The organism is Acinetobacter sp. YH12095 (genome assembly GCF_013419245.1).
Classification (GTDB): Bacteria; Pseudomonadota; Gammaproteobacteria; order Pseudomonadales; family Moraxellaceae; genus Acinetobacter; species Acinetobacter towneri.
In genome coordinates this window covers 72052-89503 of record NZ_VPAL01000005.1, presented here as the reverse complement: position 1 = coordinate 89503, position 17452 = coordinate 72052, and the positions used below count along the sequence as shown (strand labels likewise).

Here is a 17452-nt window from a genome sequence, read left to right as displayed (position 1 = left end):
ACGCCATCTTAGTCAAATTAGTGAACCTGCATGTCATTGTTGCTCGCTCTCTAACGAGTCGAACATCGAGCGGTTTAAGCTTTTAAATGGATAATATTCAATTGATCTGGTGTGTTAGTGAGCACACAGCCATAAAAAATATCGCCCATAAAATCTAAACCGACAGTTTCAAAAATGATATCGCATAGCTCAAAGAGCTTAGCTGTTGAAAATGTATGATTTGCGAAGTTAAAAGTGAAAATTATTGTGTCATTTGGCTGAATTTTACTGAGTTTTTCGTGTAATTCATCGTTATAAAAAGCATCGAAATTTGATTGTTTTCTATGGATTCATTTAGAAAGTAGTGCATGTTGTAACATTATGCTTTGCATGGTCTTATTTCTAGCTAAAGCCGTACTTTGGAAAAACTTCATCACAATCAAAGTAAAAAAAGCCATCATCTTTTCAGATCATGGCAAGCTATTATTCAAACTCAAGCTATGTAGAATTTAAAAATTCAAACTATATGACACGCCCAAAATATTTTGGCTCATGCTTAAATTGGCTTCGCCACCACCAAAATCAGCGGGGATAGAGTTGTTACCTTGCACTGTTTCTTTGAGTGCGTGTGTATAAGCCACACTTACATTTTGTTGATCATCGAGTCGCCAAGTTGCACCAACACTTAAATGCTCTTGTACCACACCTGGTGCCAAAATATTTAGGAAGGTTTGATCATTTTTAACAGGCTGATCGTTATAGCTATAACCCGCACGTAAAGTCAGTTTTTCTGAGGCTTGATAAGTCGCTGAAATTTTATAGACATTGATGTCATCCCATCCAAAACCAGGACCTTGTGTTGTGCCAAATTTATTGTTTGCGAATAATTGATCCAGTTTATTGCCAACAGAATCTACATCTGAATAATTAATGCGTAAGTAATCTGTCGCGACTGATAAAGCAGGGGTAAGTTGATAATTTAAACCTACACCATAGCTTTCAGGTACGTCAAAATCACCTTGTTTGGCAAATAAACCTTCATATTTCTTAAAGCGGCTGGCATTAATTTTAGATGAATAGCTTGCACCAAGGGTCAGTTTATCATTTGGTTTTGCCGACCAGCCAATACGTGCACCTACGCCGTATGAATCGTCATTGCCACGATCGCTAATTGCCGCACCGTTTGACGAAGCACCACCAAAGACATCACCAGCAAAACCTTGTGCACTAAAACGTTGATATAAAATATTTGCAGCCAAGGCTATAGATTGATTTTCTGCATATTTCCAAGATAAAGCAGGTGAAATAAAGGCTTGGGTTAATGAAATACCTGCGCTTCCTGTATTATCATAAACTGCATAAGGATTATTTTTATAATTGGTATTCATGCCACCATTGCCATAAACCGCAATACCCGCAGTGACTTGTTCATTCACTGGGTGAACATAACCTACATCTGGAATTACAAAGTATTTACGGCTATTGCCATCATACTGACCATTTGCTCCATAACCATTTCCTGTAATTTCAGACTCACGATCTGGAGAGAAAATAGTTAAACCTGCATCAACACGCTTATCTAACCAGCTCAAACCCGCTGGGTTGCTTGCAATAGTCAGACTGTCCTGAAAATTGGCAATGGCTGTGCCTGCGTTTCCTTGAGATTTCACACTATATGCATGCATGAAATATCCTGTTGTTGCAAAAGCAGATGTTGAAAACAAAGGTGCGATAACAGCAATTGAGATAAAAGAAGATAGATATTTCATGAGAATATAGATCGAGTAAAAACAATATATGCGGCAGTATATTGAAAAGTTGTATTCTTGTATTTGAATATAAATTCATATCTTTATTCTATTTTTGAATATATAGCTATGAAACAGCAAGGGTATTCATTCTATATGTATATCAAAATGATGCTTCAACTCTTTTGACCAAAGAAGCTCCCTTGGGAGCTTCTTTATTGTTTTTCATTGCTTTAATTCATCATCATAAAGTGCTTTATGCCAAGTTTTCTAACACAAATTGTGGCGATTTAATAAATAATCGAATCAATGCTTGAGCAGAACTCGACGGTTGACGGACACCACGTTCCCAACTTTCTAAAGTTCGGGCAGAGATACACAATTTTGCCGCAAGTTCAGTTTGTGAAATATTCATTTTTTGTCGAACTTTAATGATCTGTTGTGCTAAATCCAAACAAGCCGTTTGCTCTACAGTATGATTCACATGATTATGACTGTGTTGAAGCAGATGCATAGTTATCTCCTCCTTAGGGTCGAATAAACAAGTCAATGAGTTATTAAAATAAGTATTGTCCTACAGCTGCATAAATTTGATACTGCAAAATTTACACTTTAGAGTGAAGCAAAGATGGCAACACTGTAAGAAATGATAAGAAAATTCAAAAGTCAAAACGAGGCGGAGCACGACCTTGTGGTAGAATAAAAAGCGGCTCAGTTTGAAATAGTGTTGGTGTAAACGATGTTTTAAAAGACAAAATCCGAATTTGTGTTCGGATTAACACGTATCTAAGCTTGGTATCTAGTAAGGGAAGTGCAAAGCTATAGACTAAACAATATTCACATTCATGGTTTTCATGTGCATCTTGTTTGGATGATTCATGCGCATGTTGAGCTGAATGCCGTGTGTCAACTTTGTCTGTATGCGGTGAATGAGCCGTATGACTTAGATGAGATTCAGACGTAGATGTGCTGGCTGTGCGTTGTAGAAGATTTGCAGACAGCTGATTTGCAGAGCTTGGCTGATCAAAAAATAATGCTTGGGCAACAGTTTTACAGACAGAGGAAAAATGTTGTTTCTCTGGCAATAAAGGCTGTAGGAATACAGCGACTTGTAACAAGATTGCTGTTAATCCGAGCAATCTTCCCCACATCATCAACACTGCATACGTCTTTTATTGAATTTTCATGTAACACTATAACAAAAAATTTAACTGTTTAATGATAAAGCTTTGTTTATCACATGAACTGTGTAGTAAAAATACTGCTTTACTCAAGTGGTTTTGGGCTAAAGCAATGGATCGTTTCGTAATTTAGTCAATTAAGCTGTAATTGAGATTGTGGGTAAACCAGCTTCAATCCAAGCCTGCATGCCGCCTTGTACAGAAAATATTTTTTCAAAGCCCATACGCTGCAAAGATTGAGTTGCCAAAGCTGAGCGTGCACCTGTACCACAGATCAAATAAATATCTTTTTCAGCTAAATCGGCAAGTGCGCGTTCAACTTCACAGTAATGATTGACAACAGGGTGTTGTGCAATTTTCATTTCGAGCATGCCACGCGGAAAGTTCACAGCACGATCAATTGCACAGGCTTGATGTTCTTCTGGTTCACGTACATCAATCAAAATAATATCAGGATGTTTGCTATACACCTCATAGACATCTTGAACACTCATTTCGGTAATTTGGCTTTTCGCTTCGGTAATCAGTTGATCTGGTGTTTTCATGAAATCACTCACATTTTTTTTGATCCTATATAATATAAACTAATATATTAATTAAGTTTTGATTATTGTTAGCAAATGTGTCTATATGATTTCTCTTTGGAAATAGCCACAGCTAGATAAAATTAGACATGCTATGGTTTAAATCATTTGTTGGAATTTTCAAGTTTTATTTGCTTTGGAGTGTGCAATGTTTAATTTGATGATGTATCTGCCGTGGGGTAAAGTGCCTGAAATAAACGCACAGGATTTGTTACAACAACAGCAAGATGTGCAAATTGTAGATGTACGTACCCGAAAAGAATTTTGTGACAGCCATATTCAAGGTGCGTTGCATTTGCCTTTGAGTCAAATGAATGAATCTAATGTCAAAGCATTATCTTTAGCTCCTACAAAGCCTGTAGTGACTATTTGTCTATCTGCACATCGCAGTATTCCTGCAACCAGAAGATTGGCTAAAATGGGTTATCAGGCATCGCAGTTGCAAGGTGGCATGAAAGCATGGTGGAAACAACAAATGCCATGCGTGTCCTCTCAGGTCAAATAAACAAGTGCATTGAGACTATACTTCAATATGCGCAATGTTGACATTTCTAATGCAGCTGATTGTATAGCTTTGTTAATCTTTGCTTAAAAAATAATATCTTATTTAATTATAAGGTATATACTAGATTTAACACTTTTGTTCGATTGTTCAGGGGACGTAAAATGCCTGCAAGATTTTTTGGAATTTTTCTGGGTTTAATTGCAGCGGTATTAATCATTGGTGGATTATTCATCAATATGATCAGTGGTGAAGCTACCGTCGTGGAATACTGGATTTTATTGTTGCTTCCATGTTTCGGTGTGCCAATTTTATCTGCAGTGTGCCTAAAAGAAATTGATTAAGCACAAAAGTACAAGTTTTCTTTACATTAAAATTGATAGCTGATTGATTCATCGCATTTGATTTTAATGATACAAAAACCCATGAGATCATGGGTTTTTGTTTTTTATAGCAAAAATAGTTGGTCTTGAATCTTTATTTGAATATTTGCAAAGCAGCGTTGCAGAATTGGGCTGTTCAGCAGCCTAGTCATAGTTATATGCTATTAAAATCTAACGACAATATTTAAGCTCAATAACATGCAAGCATTCCATTATCAGGCATTGCCAATCGATGTTCACTTTGGCGTAGGTCATCTGCAAAAAATCCAAGAGATTTTACGTCCTTATGCCTATCAGCGTATTTTAATTATTACTACTGCAGGGCAACAAGCCGCAGGCGAGCGTTTATTGGCACAAATCCAAGACATGGCTGTAGCGGTCTATCCTCATGCGGTGATGCATGTGCCAAAAGAGGTTGCAGATCAGGCCATTCAAGATGTGCAGCGTTTAGGAGTAGATTGCTGTTTGGCACTCGGCGGTGGCTCTGCGATTGGTTTAGCCAAAGCGATTGCCTTAGAAACTCATTTGCCGATTATTGCAATTCCGACCACTTATGCAGGTAGTGAAATGACAGCGGTGTATGGCATCACCGAAAACCAGCTGAAAACCACAGGCAAAGCAGCTCAAGTTTTGCCTAAAGTAGTGATTTATGATCCTGAATTGACACTCAACTTACCCACTGAAATTTCGGCATGTTCGGGCATGAATGCGATGGCACATGCAGTTGAGGCATTATATGCACAGGATAAAAATCCCATTGTAAGTTTAATGGCGCTAGAGGCGATTACTCAACTGGCACAGGCTTTACCTGAAATTGTGCAAGCGCCTCATAATATGCAGGCACGTGAACACGCTTTATATGGTGCATGGTTGGCTGGTGTGTGTTTGGGTTCGGTGGGTATGGCAATTCATCATAAAATTTGCCATAGCTTGGGCGGACGCTATCAGTTACCACATGCGCAAACCCACGCCATTGTGTTGGCGTATTCAGTGCATTACAACCGACATGCAGATATTGCTGCAATGAATCAACTGGCAGCGGCTTTAAATGTGTCAGATCGGGAACAGTTAGGCTTGGCGATTTATCAGCTTAACCAAAAATTGAATATTCCAATGGCACTTAAAGATTTAGGATTACCCGAAACAGCACCTGCCCAAGTGGCACGTATTATCTGTGATAGTCCATATTATAATCCACGTGAATATGACTATGCCGAATTAGAGGCTTTATTGACCAAAGCCTATTGGGGACAAGCACCGCTATAATGCTGCTAAAAAATAGCATGATAGATAAAAAACCGAAGCCACTTAGACTTCGGTTTTTTATTTGCCGTGACGGATTACGGTTTATACAAGCCTAAATCTTGCAAATGTAATCTAAGAATACGTCGCAGTTCCAATACAGCTTCTGGCGTTTCCTGAATGGAATGTCCGCCTTTAATAATTTTTTCTGAAACAGCGCCATCTAAGTGGGCACTGTTGTAATGCACCACATCGTCATTCATTAACAGATGCTCAGTGCTGTCGGTATTATTGCCAATAATACTGTGATATTTAAATCCTTTGACAGGCAAAATATCTTCAGTTAATTCCGTAAATTTGGAATTTTTACTTAAATCACTCGGTCCATTTTGAATGACGCCATGCCCAATTTCTTTGGTTAGATTTTTTAAATCGACTTCATGTTGCTGCAAGGTATCCGCAAACGCGCTTAAAAATGCAGTCGGTAAGCGAATGACTTTACGTGCTGCAAGGGTGAACCAGCGGTCTGCAAACTCTGTACCTTTATGCGGTGCAGCCAAGAATATTGCACGGTTAAAATTGGTGATGGGTTTAAGGCGCAAACGTGCTTGCAACAAAGGATCAGATTTAAAGCGTTCCAGACGTCGGTTTTTAAGCATTTGCATGGCAGGTTGAGTTAAATCAGTATCGCTGACCAACAAACGTGCCAAAATACCACCCATGCTGTGTCCAATTACTACAGCATCTTTTTTGGCTGCAGCAGAAGGACTGACCTGTTTAAAGCCTTGTTGAAGCAAGGCATAAATTTGGAAACGGCTTTCTAAAATTGGCATATTGGTCGAGTAAAACACTTGCCAGACTTGAAAGTTTTCCCGCAATACAGGATCGCCCATAATATCGTTGGTTAAGCGAATCCACGCTTCGGGGCTACTGGCCAAACCATGAATGAGGACAATGACTTTTTTATTCGGATTATACGGCTCAAGTAAGTACAAATGCGGCATACTGAGTCGTTCTTCACGATCAATTAAGGATAAATAAGCCGATTTACCTAAATTATTTTGCGCTAACCACAAGCCATAAGGTGCAGAAAAGTTAGCTGCAAGCGGGTAGTTCTTTTGTGCAATTTGGGCAGATTCATATTTATACGGATCATAAGCCTTGAGCTTAAAATGCGGCCGATTCAAAATATCTTCAATGGAATTGGCGCTATGTGGTTCTGCAGTGATTGTCGCGGCTAAATAGCGAGCTTGGTGAATATTTGGATTTTTTCCTGCAGGATAATCATATTTTAGCGGATCAATAATATATTTGCTTTTGCTCAGATCATCGTTTGGATTTTCAGGCAATACCACCAGAAATTCAGACCCAAAACCATCACGGCGCGTGACCGAGCGCAAACCCGAAAAGTTCAGGTTATAGGTTGACATCAACTGCTGAATTTTTTGTTGTTTCAGCTGCGGGTAGTACTCAAAATTAATGTCATAAATGCTGTTGCCAACACGAATTTGTTGTTGCAATTCATCGTGTTTATAGCGCAGCGCATAGCTGCTGACCAATTTGGCAATCGCCTGATTATAAAAATCCCGAATTTGGACTTGTCTGTTATCAAAAAGACGGTCTTGCGGCGCACGTTTGGTTTTAAACATGTAGGCGTAACTATAACGAATACTTTGATCGAGCATGTGCAATTGCTGATCTAAACATTGTTCATAATTGGCCTGATGAATTTTTTGTTGTTCTTCCGATCTTTTGCTGTTCAGAATACTGATTTTACAGGACGATGAATTTTCCAGTTCAATCGCTTTCGCTAAATATAATTCACTGGCGGTTGAGAGCAGTTGTTCATCCTGAATTTGTGGGATTTGTTTGAGTGCACTTACACATTCTTCAGGTTTTTCGGCACAAATATTGGCTTCACGTCCTGTCATCGACAAGACATTTAAACTGGCTTCACTCAGTTTTTTGCGCGATAAAATACTATCACGTTCATTGGCAATACTAACTTTTAACGCCTGATTTTTAACACTGACCACCTGACAACCAGACAGCAGTGTTGTACTGAGCAATGCAGCAATCACAATTTTATTCATGGAAAGTCTGGCTTAATTTTTAAGATTTTTTTCCATCATACGTTTTTTTAAAGCTTTTTCAATTGCGTAGAAAGCAAAATAGACCGTCGAAACGGTCTATTTTTAGGTATTTTTGTATCGATTTTTTATTAAGTGCGTGGTGCGATCACTTGCCACACATTCCAGCGACCTTGCTTTTCAATTTCAGCAATCAAACGGTCAGCCACTTCGGCTTCTTGCGGGTATTTGATTTTATAGTTTTTCAAAGTTTGTACTGCATTTTTCTTTTGTTCCATGGCAATATAATTGTTTGCCGCAGACAAATAAGCTTCCTGCACACCTGCTTTCATGGCTTTGTCTAAATAAGGAATGGCTTCACGATGACCGCCACCTTCAGACAGACCGAAACCAAACCAGAAATTCGCTTCGGCATCTTCCTGATTAATTTTTAAGATACGCTGCGCATAGTTAAGTGAGCGTGTGGTGTAAACAGAGCCTAAGTCTAGGTTACGTGCCATAACACTGGCTTTAAATGCACGCATCAAAATATCAAAAGAGGCATTTTCATTGGCTGCCAAAGTGTCTAATTGTTGAGTCACTTCTTTGAGCTTTGCCTCGAAACCACGACGTTCCTGACGTTCGCTAAAACGTGGTGGATAGTGACGTGCTTTGCCTTCGACCAATTGTAAGAAGTCATCAATTTCGGTGATGTCAATTTCGTTTTCACCTGCCAAAACTGCAAACTTCAAGCTACGGGCATTGTTATTGACCGTAGGTACAATCAATTTGTTTTGATCTAAGGTAATGCTTTTGCTTGGATCATTTGGGTTAGTAACCACCATTTTAGTCACAGGCTGTGCTGCTGCTTTTTGTAGGTTAATTTCAAATGGTGGTGGGGCATCATAATTAAATGGATTTAAGGCATAGAATGGTGCACTTAATTCAGGTTCGGTAAATACGATAGGTGGTTTTACTTCTTGTTTTGGTGGTGCAACACAGGCGCTAACGAGCGTTGCGGCTAGAATACTGAGTGCCAAAGGCTTAAGAGTCATGGTGTTCTTCCGTTCAATTTATTTTAAAAGTGAGAGGTGATTGTGTCGGATTAAAATATTGCATGTCGGTCAGTCTAAGAAATCTGTTCCGAACATGCAATACAATTGAGGGGGCTTAGTTACACAGTGATACGAAGTTTTTTTAAGTATGTAGGATTGATCAAATAAACAGCCCTATTTACTTTGTGCTTCACACTCACGTCTAACATCTTCAATTATTTTTAATTCTTCTGCACTATAAGGTTGTTCATTTTGCTGTGGGTTTTTAAAGCTTGGGTCAAGTAAAGAGAGACGCTGACATAATAAATTCATACGTTTTTCATTTTGTTCCAAGCGATCTAGTAATACTCGCATGCCGTCCAATACTGGGTCAGATTGGTCCTGCGTTGCTGCATAAGGTTGGAAACCAATACTGGCAGCATAATCACGACGACGTGCTTCCTGATCATCGGCAGGTTTATTTTTCATAATAAAGCGCGCAGGGTTACCCACAGCAGTTGCGCCTTCAGGTACTTCTTTGGTCACAACCGCATTAGAGCCAACTTTGGCATTTTTATGTACGGTGAATGGGCCTAGAATTTTCGCGCCTGCACCGACTACTACGCCATCTTCCAAAGTTGGATGACGTTTGCCTTTATTCCACGTTGTGCCGCCTAAAGTCACGCCATGATATAAGGTGACATCATCACCAATTTCAGCAGTTTCACCAATCACCACGCCCATGCCATGGTCAATAAAAAAGCGACGACCAATTTTTGCACCGGGATGAATTTCAATTCCTGTAGCAAAACGGCTAAATGACGAGAGTAGACGTGCCGACCCCTTGCAGTCTTTGTTCCATAATTCATGCGCCACACGATGCATAATTAAAGCGTGAATTCCTGGATAAGTGGTTAAGACTTCAAGTGTATTTCGAGCAGCAGGATCGCGCGCGAAGACAGCTTGAATGTCTTCTTTGAGCTGTTTAAGCATTAGTTTGATCCTCGTCCTGTGTTGATGTAGATTTTTTCCATGAACCGTTATTCATTGCTTGTACGCGGCTAAAAATACCGCGAAGTAAATGGTATTCCATACGATCTAATTGTATACGTCCGAAAAGCCGACGCAAGCGCAAAGGCAATAATCGTGGATTTTTTGGATCCATAAATTCAATTTCTGCCAGCATTTTTTCTAAATGTGGATAGAACTGTTGCATTTGTTCATGGTTGACCAAAGGTTCATCCCATTGCATCGCTTCAGAATCTGTCACTTGCATCGTCGCTGCAGGATCGGCAATTTTTCCGACAATATCGATGGCAGCCATACGCATTTCATAGCAAATCACTTGAATGGCTTGAGCAACATTGAGCACACCATATTCTTCATTGACAGGAATCGTCACGTGATAATTCGCCAAAGCCAGCTCTTCATTGGTTAAACCACGATCTTCACGTCCAAAAATAATGGCAACATTTTGCCCATGCTGTGCCACAGCATTTAACGACTTTTCTGCCGCAGGGCGTGCATCTAAGAGTGGCCAAGGAATAGTACGACTACGTGCACTGGTGCCAAAGACCAAATGGCAGTCGGCAATTGCATCTTCGAGCTGTTCAACCACTTCAATCTGTTCAATTAAATCGGTTGCACCTGCCGCCAAAGCATCAATATCTGGATGCGGATAGGTTTTTGGATCAACCAAAACCAATTTACATAGCCCCATGGTTTTCATGGCGCGTAAGGCGCTACCGATGTTGGCAGGCAGGGTGGTATTCACCATGACAATACGCACGTGGGAGAGGTGTGCGGCAACAGCTGCATTGTCGGTTTGACTCATAACAAATCCAGATGGGTTAAATTTTTAATTAAGAATATTGATCAACTTCGGTATGGTATAAATCCATAGCATCATCCATGCTCATATCAGCAGGTGGTGGAGCAATCGATGCAGGTTTCGCCACATCGACAGCTTTCGCGGCTTTGGATTTCACTTGATATTCGATATGCAGGCTTTCTTTACCAAAATAGTCACGCAATTTGACCAAGGCTTCATCTAAGGGTGCGATTTTCCACTGAATGCCCAAATGTAATTCTGCAGTGGCATAAGCATAGTCAAGGTGCAATAAAACAGGAATATGCGTGCATAAATCCACATTACAATAAGGCAGCAACATATTTTGTAAGTCTTGACTCAAGGTCTTGCTTAAATGTTCTGCATGCAAGTGAATTTGAATACTATTGGCGCGTTTTTGACGAATTTCATTCAAGCTAAACGCTTTGGTTAAGCGTCCCATTGGGCGGTCAAAACCTTCACGTTCGTAAATTTCGCCTTCAATCACCACCACTTTTTCAGTTTGTACAATATCTTTAAAGCGTTGGAAGCGCTCATGGTTGGCAGATACTTCAATACGTGCCGTACCATCATCTAAAGTGACCACCATCCGATTTGGGAAGTTGGCGACATCCACCACCAAGCCTGCAAAGACGGTGGTCACGCCACGACGGGTTGGCGTCAGTTCATTAATTTTACTTGGAATAAAGGCTTTTAATTCATTGCGATAGACATCAATCGGGTGACCAGTGAGGTAAAGTCCAAGTGTGTCTTTTTCACCTTTAAGTCGGACTTCATCTGACCATGGTTTTACAGGTTTGGCAGGCTTACGTTGTACTTCTTCAACTTCACCAAATAAATCCATGATGCCTGTTTCACGGTTGGAACGTGCTTGTTCCGCCGCTTGTACCGCTTCTGGCAATTGTGCCATTAAACTTGAGCGTTCGATGCCTAAACAGTCTAATGCACCCGCACGAATTAAGGCTTCAAGGGTTCGTTTGTTGATTTTTTTCAAATCAATACGATGACAGAAGTCAAATAAATCGCGGTATGGGCCTTCTTTTTGGCGAGAATCAATCACCGATTGCATGGCTTGTTCGCCCACGCCTTTAATTGCGCCAAGTCCGTAGACAATGGTGCGTTCATCGCTGGCGTGGAAATGATACAAAGACATATTTACCGAAGGTGGTAAAACTTCCAGACCATTGTGGCGACAGTCATCAATCAGGAACACCACGTTATCGGTGTTTTGCATTTCCGACGACATTACCGCAGCCAAGAATTCGGCAGGGTAATGTGCTTTCAGCCATGCCGTCTGATAGGCAACGAGGGCATAAGCAGCCGCGTGGGATTTGTTAAAACCGTAGCCTGCGAACTTTTCCATATAGTCGAAAATATGGTTGGCTGTGGCGGCATCAATGTCTTTTTTCGCAGCACCTTCAATAAAGATTTGGCGCTGTTTCACCATTTCTTCAGGTTTTTTCTTACCCATAGCACGACGTAGTAAGTCCGCACCACCGAGGGTATAGCCTGCACAATACTGTGCCGCCTGCATTACCTGTTCCTGATAAACCATAATGCCGTAGGTTGGTTCAAGCACACCTTCTAGCAAAGGATGCAGATACTCAAACTCGCCACCGTGCATACGGTGAATAAAGTCTGGAATGAGATCCATCGGGCCGGGACGATACAAGGACACGAAAGCAATAATTTCTTCAAATTTGCTTGGACGTGCTTCTTTCAGCATCTTTTTCATGCCCACGGATTCAAACTGGAATACCGCTGTGGTGTTGGCATTGGCAAAGACTAAATAGGCATCTTTATCGTCCAGTGGAATATGTGCAATATCTAGCGGTGTATCGGCTTGGATGCGTTTATTGATATTTTGTACAGCATCTTCAATAACTGTCAGGTTACGTAAACCCAAGAAGTCAAATTTGACCAAACCTGCCGATTCAACATCGTCTTTATCGTATTGTGCAACACGGGCGGTTCCATCAGCATCGCACATAACCGCAGAAAAGTCGGTGATTTTGGTGGGTGCAATCACCACACCACCTGCGTGTTTGCCTGTGTTGCGGGTAATGCCTTCAAGTTTTAAAGCCATTTCCCAAATTTCTGAAGCATCGTCATAGTCTGGGTTAGATGGATTGGTCACCACATCTTTCAGCTGTGGTTCGGCTTCAATTGATTCTTCCAAACTAAGCCCTAAGGGTTTAGTTGGAATCAGTTTAGAAATACGGTCTGCCAAACCATAAGACTTGCCCAAAACCCGTGCGACATCTCGAATCGCACCTTTGGCGGCCATAGTACCGAAAGTGGCAATTTGTGATACCGCATCACGTCCATAGGTGCGTGCCACATAATCAATGACTTTATCGCGTCCTGCAATACAGAAATCGACGTCAAAGTCGGGCATGGATACACGTTCTGGGTTTAAGAAACGTTCAAAGAGTAGTTCATAACGCAATGGGTCTAAGTCGGTAATTTTTAAGCTATAAGCGACCAATGAGCCTGCGCCTGAACCACGACCCGGCCCAACAGGTACGCCATTATTTTTAGACCATTGAATAAAGTCCATGACGATGAGGAAGTAACCCGGGAAGCCCATCGAGTTAATAATATTAATTTCGTATTCAATTCGTTCATCATAAGGTTTGCGAATTTCTGCCCAGTCTTCATCGCGCTGTGTGACAGGATAGAGCACATTTAGACGTTCTTCTAAACCTTGTTTGGATAGGTGCGCGAAGTAGGTATCAATGGTGTGTCCGTCTGGAATTGGATAATCTGGAAGGAAATATTTACCCAATTGCAGCGTGACGTTACAGCGTTTGGAAATATGATAGCTGTTTTCAATAGCACTTGGAATGTCGGAAAATAATTCCGTCATTTCTGCAGTAGTTTTAAAATATTGCTCAGGACTATACGTTTTAGGACGACGGTTATCCCCTAAAACATAACCATCGGCAATACAAACTCGCGCTTCGTGCGCTTCATAATCTTCACGGCGGACAAAGTGCACATCATTATGTGCCACCACGCCAATATTATATTTTTTAGCTAATTTAACCGCTTCGGCAATAAAAGCATCTTCATCGGGACGATCTGTACGGGTCAGCGCCAAATAGACCCGATTACCAAATTTTTCTATCCATTCTTCTAGCAACGGTTCGGCTTTTTGTGGATTGGACGTGATCAGCATTTTGCCGACATCACTTTGAATGCCGAGTAACAGAATCAGATCATCGGCTTGTTCTAAAATCCATGCTTTATTGACGCAAGGGATATTGAGTTGCTGACCTTCAATATAGCCACGCGACACCAGTTCGGTCAGATTGCGCCAGCCGTGATTGTTCATCGACAATAGCGTCACACGATGATCGGCATCATTTAAACGCAGCACTGAACCTAAAATCGGTTTGATGCCTTGCCCCAAACATTTGCCATAAAACTTTACGGCAGCGTGCAGGTTAGAGAGATCGGTCAATGCCAAAGCAGGCATTTCTTCATTGACTGCAGCTTTAATCAAGTCAGGTACGCGTACAATCGACTCGGTAATCGAAAATTCTGTATGTATACCTAAATGAACAAAGCGCATGAATCAGTCCCTTAAAAAATCACGGGTTAGTTTAGCATGCTCTGCTCAAGACAAAACATGCTGCAAAGTTTTTCCTACGGTTTTCGATGATCTTGACCGTATATCAAAATTTCAGTTTTTTGGATGTTGATATGGCGTGAATCACGTATGCATGGAGAAGGAGTGTGGTTTTAACCCCTTACACACTCATACGAGTAGCAAGGAGTTAAATGGTGAATCTATTTCTGATGTGTAGATGAAAGATTTATCTGAGTTTAGATAACCAATCGCCTAAACTTTGCACCAATTGCACTAAAATTAATAAGACCACCACGGTTAGCATCACGACACTACTATCAAAGCGTTGATAACCATAAGAAATAGCAAGGTCACCAATGCCGCCTGCACCGACTGCGCCTGCCATAGCAGTTGCGCCAATTAAGCTAATGGTGGCTGTGGTTAGGTTCAAAATGAGTGAGCTACGTGCTTCAGGTAAAATAAATTTGAAGATAATCTGTAAGGGTGTAGCACCCATTGCCTGTGCAGATTCGACAATCCCTTCATTGACTTCAAGCAGTGAAGTTTCTACCAAACGACCAATATACGGGCCGACATAAATGGTCAGTGGAACAATGGCTGCCCAAGTTCCGATGGATGTACCCACTAACAATTTAGTCAGCGGAATCACCGCAATCAATAAAATAATAAAGGGTAGGGAGCGCAGTGCGTTTACAATCGGGTTAAGCCCGTGATAAATCACACGGTTTGGCAAAATACCTGTCGGACGAGTCACTACAAGGGTAATGCCCTGAATAAAGCCCCAGATACAACCAAACAACATGGCAAAGAACACCATGTGAAAGGTTTCTTGTAAGGCTGTAACAAACTGGTCAATAGATAAAGAGCTTTTCCAGAAAGGCGCAGTTACTGAGGTCAGCCACTGTACAATTAAATCTCTCATGCTTGTACTCCTGACTGTTCAACTTCAACACCATTGGCTTGCAGAAATTCAAGTGCTTGTTGAATGACGCTTGCATCACCGAGCAATTGTATAAACATTTGCCCAATCACAGCGCCATCAATTTCGGTCATATTGGCAAATAAAATATTCAGGCTGATATCAAACTGTTTAATGACGGCTTGAATTACGGTTTCCTGAGCTGATTTACCTAAAAACTTCAGACAATAAATGCTGTGCTGATTTTGATTTTCCAGATTATTCAAAATATTGATAGGCAATTGCTGCTGCAACACGGTTTGAATAAAGCTTTTGGTGGTCGGATGTTGCGGTTGACTAAATATTTCTAGGGTTGAACCTGTTTCAATGACTTTGCCTTGTTCCATCACCGCCACATAATCACAAACCGATTCAATCACATCCATTTCATGTGTGACCATTACAATGGTAATGCCTTGTTCGCGGTTAATTTTTTTCAGTAATTCCAGCACAGATTTGGTGGTTTGTGGATCAAGTGCTGAAGTTGCTTCATCGCAGAGTAAAATTTTAGGATGATTGGCTAGCGCACGCGCAATACCGACACGTTGTTTTTGTCCGCCTGAAAGTTCATCAGGGTAGGCGTCTTTTTTATGTTTTAAATCAATAAACTCAAGTAATTCATTTAAACGCTTTTCGCGTTCGGCTTTGTTCCAGCCTAACAGTTTCATCGGCATTTCAATATTGGCAGCCACAGTTTTGGTCTGCAATAAATTGAAGTGCTGAAAAATCATTCCAATATGGGCACGTTCTTGACGTAATTCGCGGGCATTGAGTGCAGTAAAATCTTTTTGATGAATGATGACTTGCCCAGCATTTGGACGCTCCAACAAATTGATCAAGCGGATTAACGTACTTTTACCTGCACCACTATAGCCAATAATGCCAAAAATACTGCCTGTTGGAATTTGTAGATTAATTTGATCCAACGCACGCAGTGTTTGACCTTTGAGCTGATAGTGCTTTGAAATGTTTTTAAATTCAATCATATCGTCAAGAAATGTCCATAAATGAAAAAACAGGCAAAGTTCGCTTTGCCTGTTTTGTTTAACGCATTATATTACTATTTTGCTGCTTCAGTGAAATAGCTGACAGGTTTATTTACCGCAACTTTTGTTCCGCCAAAGTGCTGATCAATATATTGCTTCACCGCTTCGGTATGATACAACGCACCTACTTTTTGCAAGATTGGGTCATTTTGACGATCTGCAGCAGTCGCGAGAATATTGACATTCATTTTTGTGCTTTGGTCAATTGGTTCGTAATAAATTGAATCTTTCAGTACGTTCAAACCACCTTCCATTGCAAGGGTGTTGCCCAAGACAATTGCATCGACTTCATCTTTTACACGTACAGCCGTTGCCATTTGAATTGGTTTGATTTGAATTTGCTTAGCATTTTCTACGATGTCTGCAGGCGTGCCTTGAACATTGTCAAAACCATCTTTCAGTTTAACCAAACCAGCCGATTGAAGTAATAACAGTGCACGTGATTCATTGGCACCATCATTTGGAATAGCAATGGTTGCACCTGTTTTGAACTCATCCAACTTTTTCACTTTGCTTGAGTAAATACCCATTGGCTCTAAGTAAGTTGTCGCTACTGGTGCAATTTGATCTTTATTGTTGGCATTAAATGCCACCATATAGGCATAAGATTGGAATGCGTTAAGATCAATTTCTTTATTTGCTACCGCCGTGTTCATTGACACGTAATCGGTGAAGTTTTTCACTTCAAGTTGAATACCTGCTGCTTTGGTTTCAGGTAAGTCGGCAATAAAACGCCAAATATCTGCATCTGAACCAGTCGATGCCATAGTGACAGTGTGTAGAGCAGAAGAATCTTTTTGTGCCGCGTCAGTCGCAGGCGCTTCTTGTTTGCCACAGCCAGCCAAGCCAACTGAAAGACCAAGTACAAGACCAAGGAGCTTTTTCATGAATATATCCCGAGCAAGTTTAAGCAGTGCCTAAAGTTGCCAATGATTGAGAAGAATCAAATCAGCACGATGGATGGAATCGCATGATGATGATTTTGTATGTTTCTCAAATATGTTGTAGGTATTGTTTGAGTACTGAAAAAGTCAGCCCACAGCTCAATCAATAATTTTGAGATGGATGGGCAATTCACTTTTTCAAAAGATGCACCATCATAACAATAAAAAATAATTCTATATAGTGCTGTGTATGTTATGCATATCACTGTTTTACAACAGAAAGCGAATAAGTCAAAATAAGTTCTTATAAATAAATATATTCTGTAAAGATTAAGGATTTGAACAAGTGTTTAAATATTTAGGTGCTTTAAAATTTATTCTGCAATCGATAGTAAAAA

The 17452-nt window shown here is 40.6% G+C and carries 15 protein-coding genes; 3 read left to right on the top strand and 12 right to left on the bottom strand.

Features of this window, described 5'->3' with window-relative positions:
* Positions 1 to 488: 488 nt before the first annotated feature.
* The 4 genes from FTU35_RS05950 to FTU35_RS05935 all read right to left on the bottom strand — a co-directional run bounded on the left by FTU35_RS05950 (position 489) and on the right by FTU35_RS05935 (position 3453).
* Positions 489 to 1748 (bottom strand): OmpP1/FadL family transporter, encoded by a 1260-nt coding sequence (locus tag FTU35_RS05950; RefSeq protein ID WP_136144655.1) that lies wholly within the window; start codon positions 1746 to 1748, stop codon positions 489 to 491.
* 235 nt (positions 1749 to 1983) lie between these two features.
* Positions 1984 to 2241 carry a DNA-binding transcriptional regulator gene (locus tag FTU35_RS05945; protein WP_004973099.1) on the bottom strand — a complete coding sequence of 86 codons (258 nt, stop codon included), beginning with the start codon at positions 2239 to 2241 and terminating at the stop codon, positions 1984 to 1986.
* Positions 2242 to 2386: 145 nt separating this feature from the next.
* The gene (locus tag FTU35_RS05940) at positions 2387 to 2881 is read right to left on the bottom strand and encodes a DUF2946 domain-containing protein (protein ID WP_171287380.1); all 495 of its coding nucleotides are present in this window, start codon (positions 2879 to 2881) and stop codon (positions 2387 to 2389) included.
* Between the two features lie 164 nt (positions 2882 to 3045).
* On the bottom strand, positions 3046 to 3453 hold the full coding sequence (locus FTU35_RS05935; protein WP_004973106.1) for a rhodanese-like domain-containing protein: 408 nt from the start codon (positions 3451 to 3453) through the stop codon (positions 3046 to 3048).
* A gap of 187 nt (positions 3454 to 3640) precedes the next feature.
* On the opposite strand from FTU35_RS05935, the gene FTU35_RS05930 reads away from it, so the two are divergent.
* From FTU35_RS05930 to FTU35_RS05920, 3 genes are all read left to right on the top strand, one after another.
* Complete coding sequence (locus FTU35_RS05930) at positions 3641 to 3997, top strand: rhodanese-like domain-containing protein (protein ID WP_178865795.1); 357 nt, start codon at positions 3641 to 3643, stop codon at positions 3995 to 3997.
* A 161-nt stretch (positions 3998 to 4158) separates the two neighbouring features.
* A complete protein-coding gene (locus tag FTU35_RS05925) occupies positions 4159 to 4338 on the top strand; it encodes a hypothetical protein (protein WP_096900920.1) in 180 nt (59 codons plus the stop codon).
* 237 nt (positions 4339 to 4575) lie between these two features.
* The gene (locus tag FTU35_RS05920; RefSeq protein ID WP_180064584.1) at positions 4576 to 5643 is read left to right on the top strand and encodes a maleylacetate reductase; all 1068 of its coding nucleotides are present in this window, start codon (positions 4576 to 4578) and stop codon (positions 5641 to 5643) included.
* 74 nt (positions 5644 to 5717) lie between these two features.
* On the opposite strand, the gene FTU35_RS05915 is transcribed toward FTU35_RS05920, so the two are convergent.
* From FTU35_RS05915 to FTU35_RS05880, 8 genes are all read right to left on the bottom strand, one after another.
* Positions 5718 to 7712 (bottom strand): triacylglycerol lipase, encoded by a 1995-nt coding sequence (locus FTU35_RS05915; RefSeq protein WP_180064583.1) that lies wholly within the window; start codon positions 7710 to 7712, stop codon positions 5718 to 5720.
* A gap of 128 nt (positions 7713 to 7840) precedes the next feature.
* Complete coding sequence (locus tag FTU35_RS05910; protein WP_004973117.1) at positions 7841 to 8743, bottom strand: ABUW_2363 family tetratricopeptide repeat lipoprotein; 903 nt, start codon at positions 8741 to 8743, stop codon at positions 7841 to 7843.
* Positions 8744 to 8917: 174 nt separating this feature from the next.
* Positions 8918 to 9715: a serine O-acetyltransferase gene (cysE, locus tag FTU35_RS05905; protein WP_004973118.1), complete on the bottom strand. Its 798-nt coding sequence runs from the start codon at positions 9713 to 9715 to the stop codon at positions 8918 to 8920.
* Positions 9708 to 10556 carry an RNA methyltransferase gene (locus FTU35_RS05900; RefSeq protein ID WP_004973119.1) on the bottom strand — a complete coding sequence of 283 codons (849 nt, stop codon included), beginning with the start codon at positions 10554 to 10556 and terminating at the stop codon, positions 9708 to 9710. Before FTU35_RS05900 ends, cysE begins: the two co-directional genes overlap by 8 nt.
* A 28-nt stretch (positions 10557 to 10584) precedes the next feature.
* Entirely contained in the window at positions 10585 to 14148 is a 3564-nt protein-coding gene (gene dnaE / locus FTU35_RS05895; RefSeq protein ID WP_180064582.1) for a DNA polymerase III subunit alpha, read from the bottom strand.
* A 244-nt stretch (positions 14149 to 14392) separates the two neighbouring features.
* Positions 14393 to 15088, bottom strand: coding sequence for a methionine ABC transporter permease (locus tag FTU35_RS05890; protein WP_004973122.1), 696 nt, complete (start codon positions 15086 to 15088; stop codon positions 14393 to 14395).
* A complete protein-coding gene (locus FTU35_RS05885; protein ID WP_004973123.1) occupies positions 15085 to 16110 on the bottom strand; it encodes a methionine ABC transporter ATP-binding protein in 1026 nt (341 codons plus the stop codon). The genes FTU35_RS05890 and FTU35_RS05885 overlap by 4 nt, the downstream gene beginning before the upstream one ends.
* 74 nt (positions 16111 to 16184) lie before the next feature.
* Positions 16185 to 17057 carry a MetQ/NlpA family ABC transporter substrate-binding protein gene (locus FTU35_RS05880; protein ID WP_096900915.1) on the bottom strand — a complete coding sequence of 291 codons (873 nt, stop codon included), beginning with the start codon at positions 17055 to 17057 and terminating at the stop codon, positions 16185 to 16187.
* Positions 17058 to 17452: the final 395 nt, after the last annotated feature.

Bases quoted from the DNA above. Each gene is read 5' to 3' on its own strand.
- FTU35_RS05950 (WP_136144655.1), bottom strand. From the start codon at position 1,748: ATGAAATATCTATCTTCTTTTATCTCAATTGCTGTTATCGCACCTTTG.
- FTU35_RS05945 (WP_004973099.1), bottom strand. From the start codon at position 2,241: ATGCATCTGCTTCAACACAGTCATAATCATGTGAATCATACTGTAGAG.
- FTU35_RS05940 (WP_171287380.1), bottom strand. From the start codon at position 2,881: ATGATGTGGGGAAGATTGCTCGGATTAACAGCAATCTTGTTACAAGTC.
- FTU35_RS05935 (WP_004973106.1), bottom strand. From the start codon at position 3,453: ATGAAAACACCAGATCAACTGATTACCGAAGCGAAAAGCCAAATTACC.
- FTU35_RS05930 (WP_178865795.1), top strand. From the start codon at position 3,641: ATGTTTAATTTGATGATGTATCTGCCGTGGGGTAAAGTGCCTGAAATA.
- FTU35_RS05925 (WP_096900920.1), top strand. From the start codon at position 4,159: ATGCCTGCAAGATTTTTTGGAATTTTTCTGGGTTTAATTGCAGCGGTA.
- FTU35_RS05920 (WP_180064584.1), top strand. From the start codon at position 4,576: ATGCAAGCATTCCATTATCAGGCATTGCCAATCGATGTTCACTTTGGC.
- FTU35_RS05915 (WP_180064583.1), bottom strand. From the start codon at position 7,712: ATGAATAAAATTGTGATTGCTGCATTGCTCAGTACAACACTGCTGTCT.
- FTU35_RS05910 (WP_004973117.1), bottom strand. From the start codon at position 8,743: ATGACTCTTAAGCCTTTGGCACTCAGTATTCTAGCCGCAACGCTCGTT.
- cysE (WP_004973118.1), bottom strand. From the start codon at position 9,715: ATGCTTAAACAGCTCAAAGAAGACATTCAAGCTGTCTTCGCGCGCGAT.
- FTU35_RS05900 (WP_004973119.1), bottom strand. From the start codon at position 10,556: ATGAGTCAAACCGACAATGCAGCTGTTGCCGCACACCTCTCCCACGTG.
- dnaE (WP_180064582.1), bottom strand. From the start codon at position 14,148: ATGCGCTTTGTTCATTTAGGTATACATACAGAATTTTCGATTACCGAG.
- FTU35_RS05890 (WP_004973122.1), bottom strand. From the start codon at position 15,088: ATGAGAGATTTAATTGTACAGTGGCTGACCTCAGTAACTGCGCCTTTC.
- FTU35_RS05885 (WP_004973123.1), bottom strand. From the start codon at position 16,110: ATGATTGAATTTAAAAACATTTCAAAGCACTATCAGCTCAAAGGTCAA.
- FTU35_RS05880 (WP_096900915.1), bottom strand. From the start codon at position 17,057: ATGAAAAAGCTCCTTGGTCTTGTACTTGGTCTTTCAGTTGGCTTGGCT.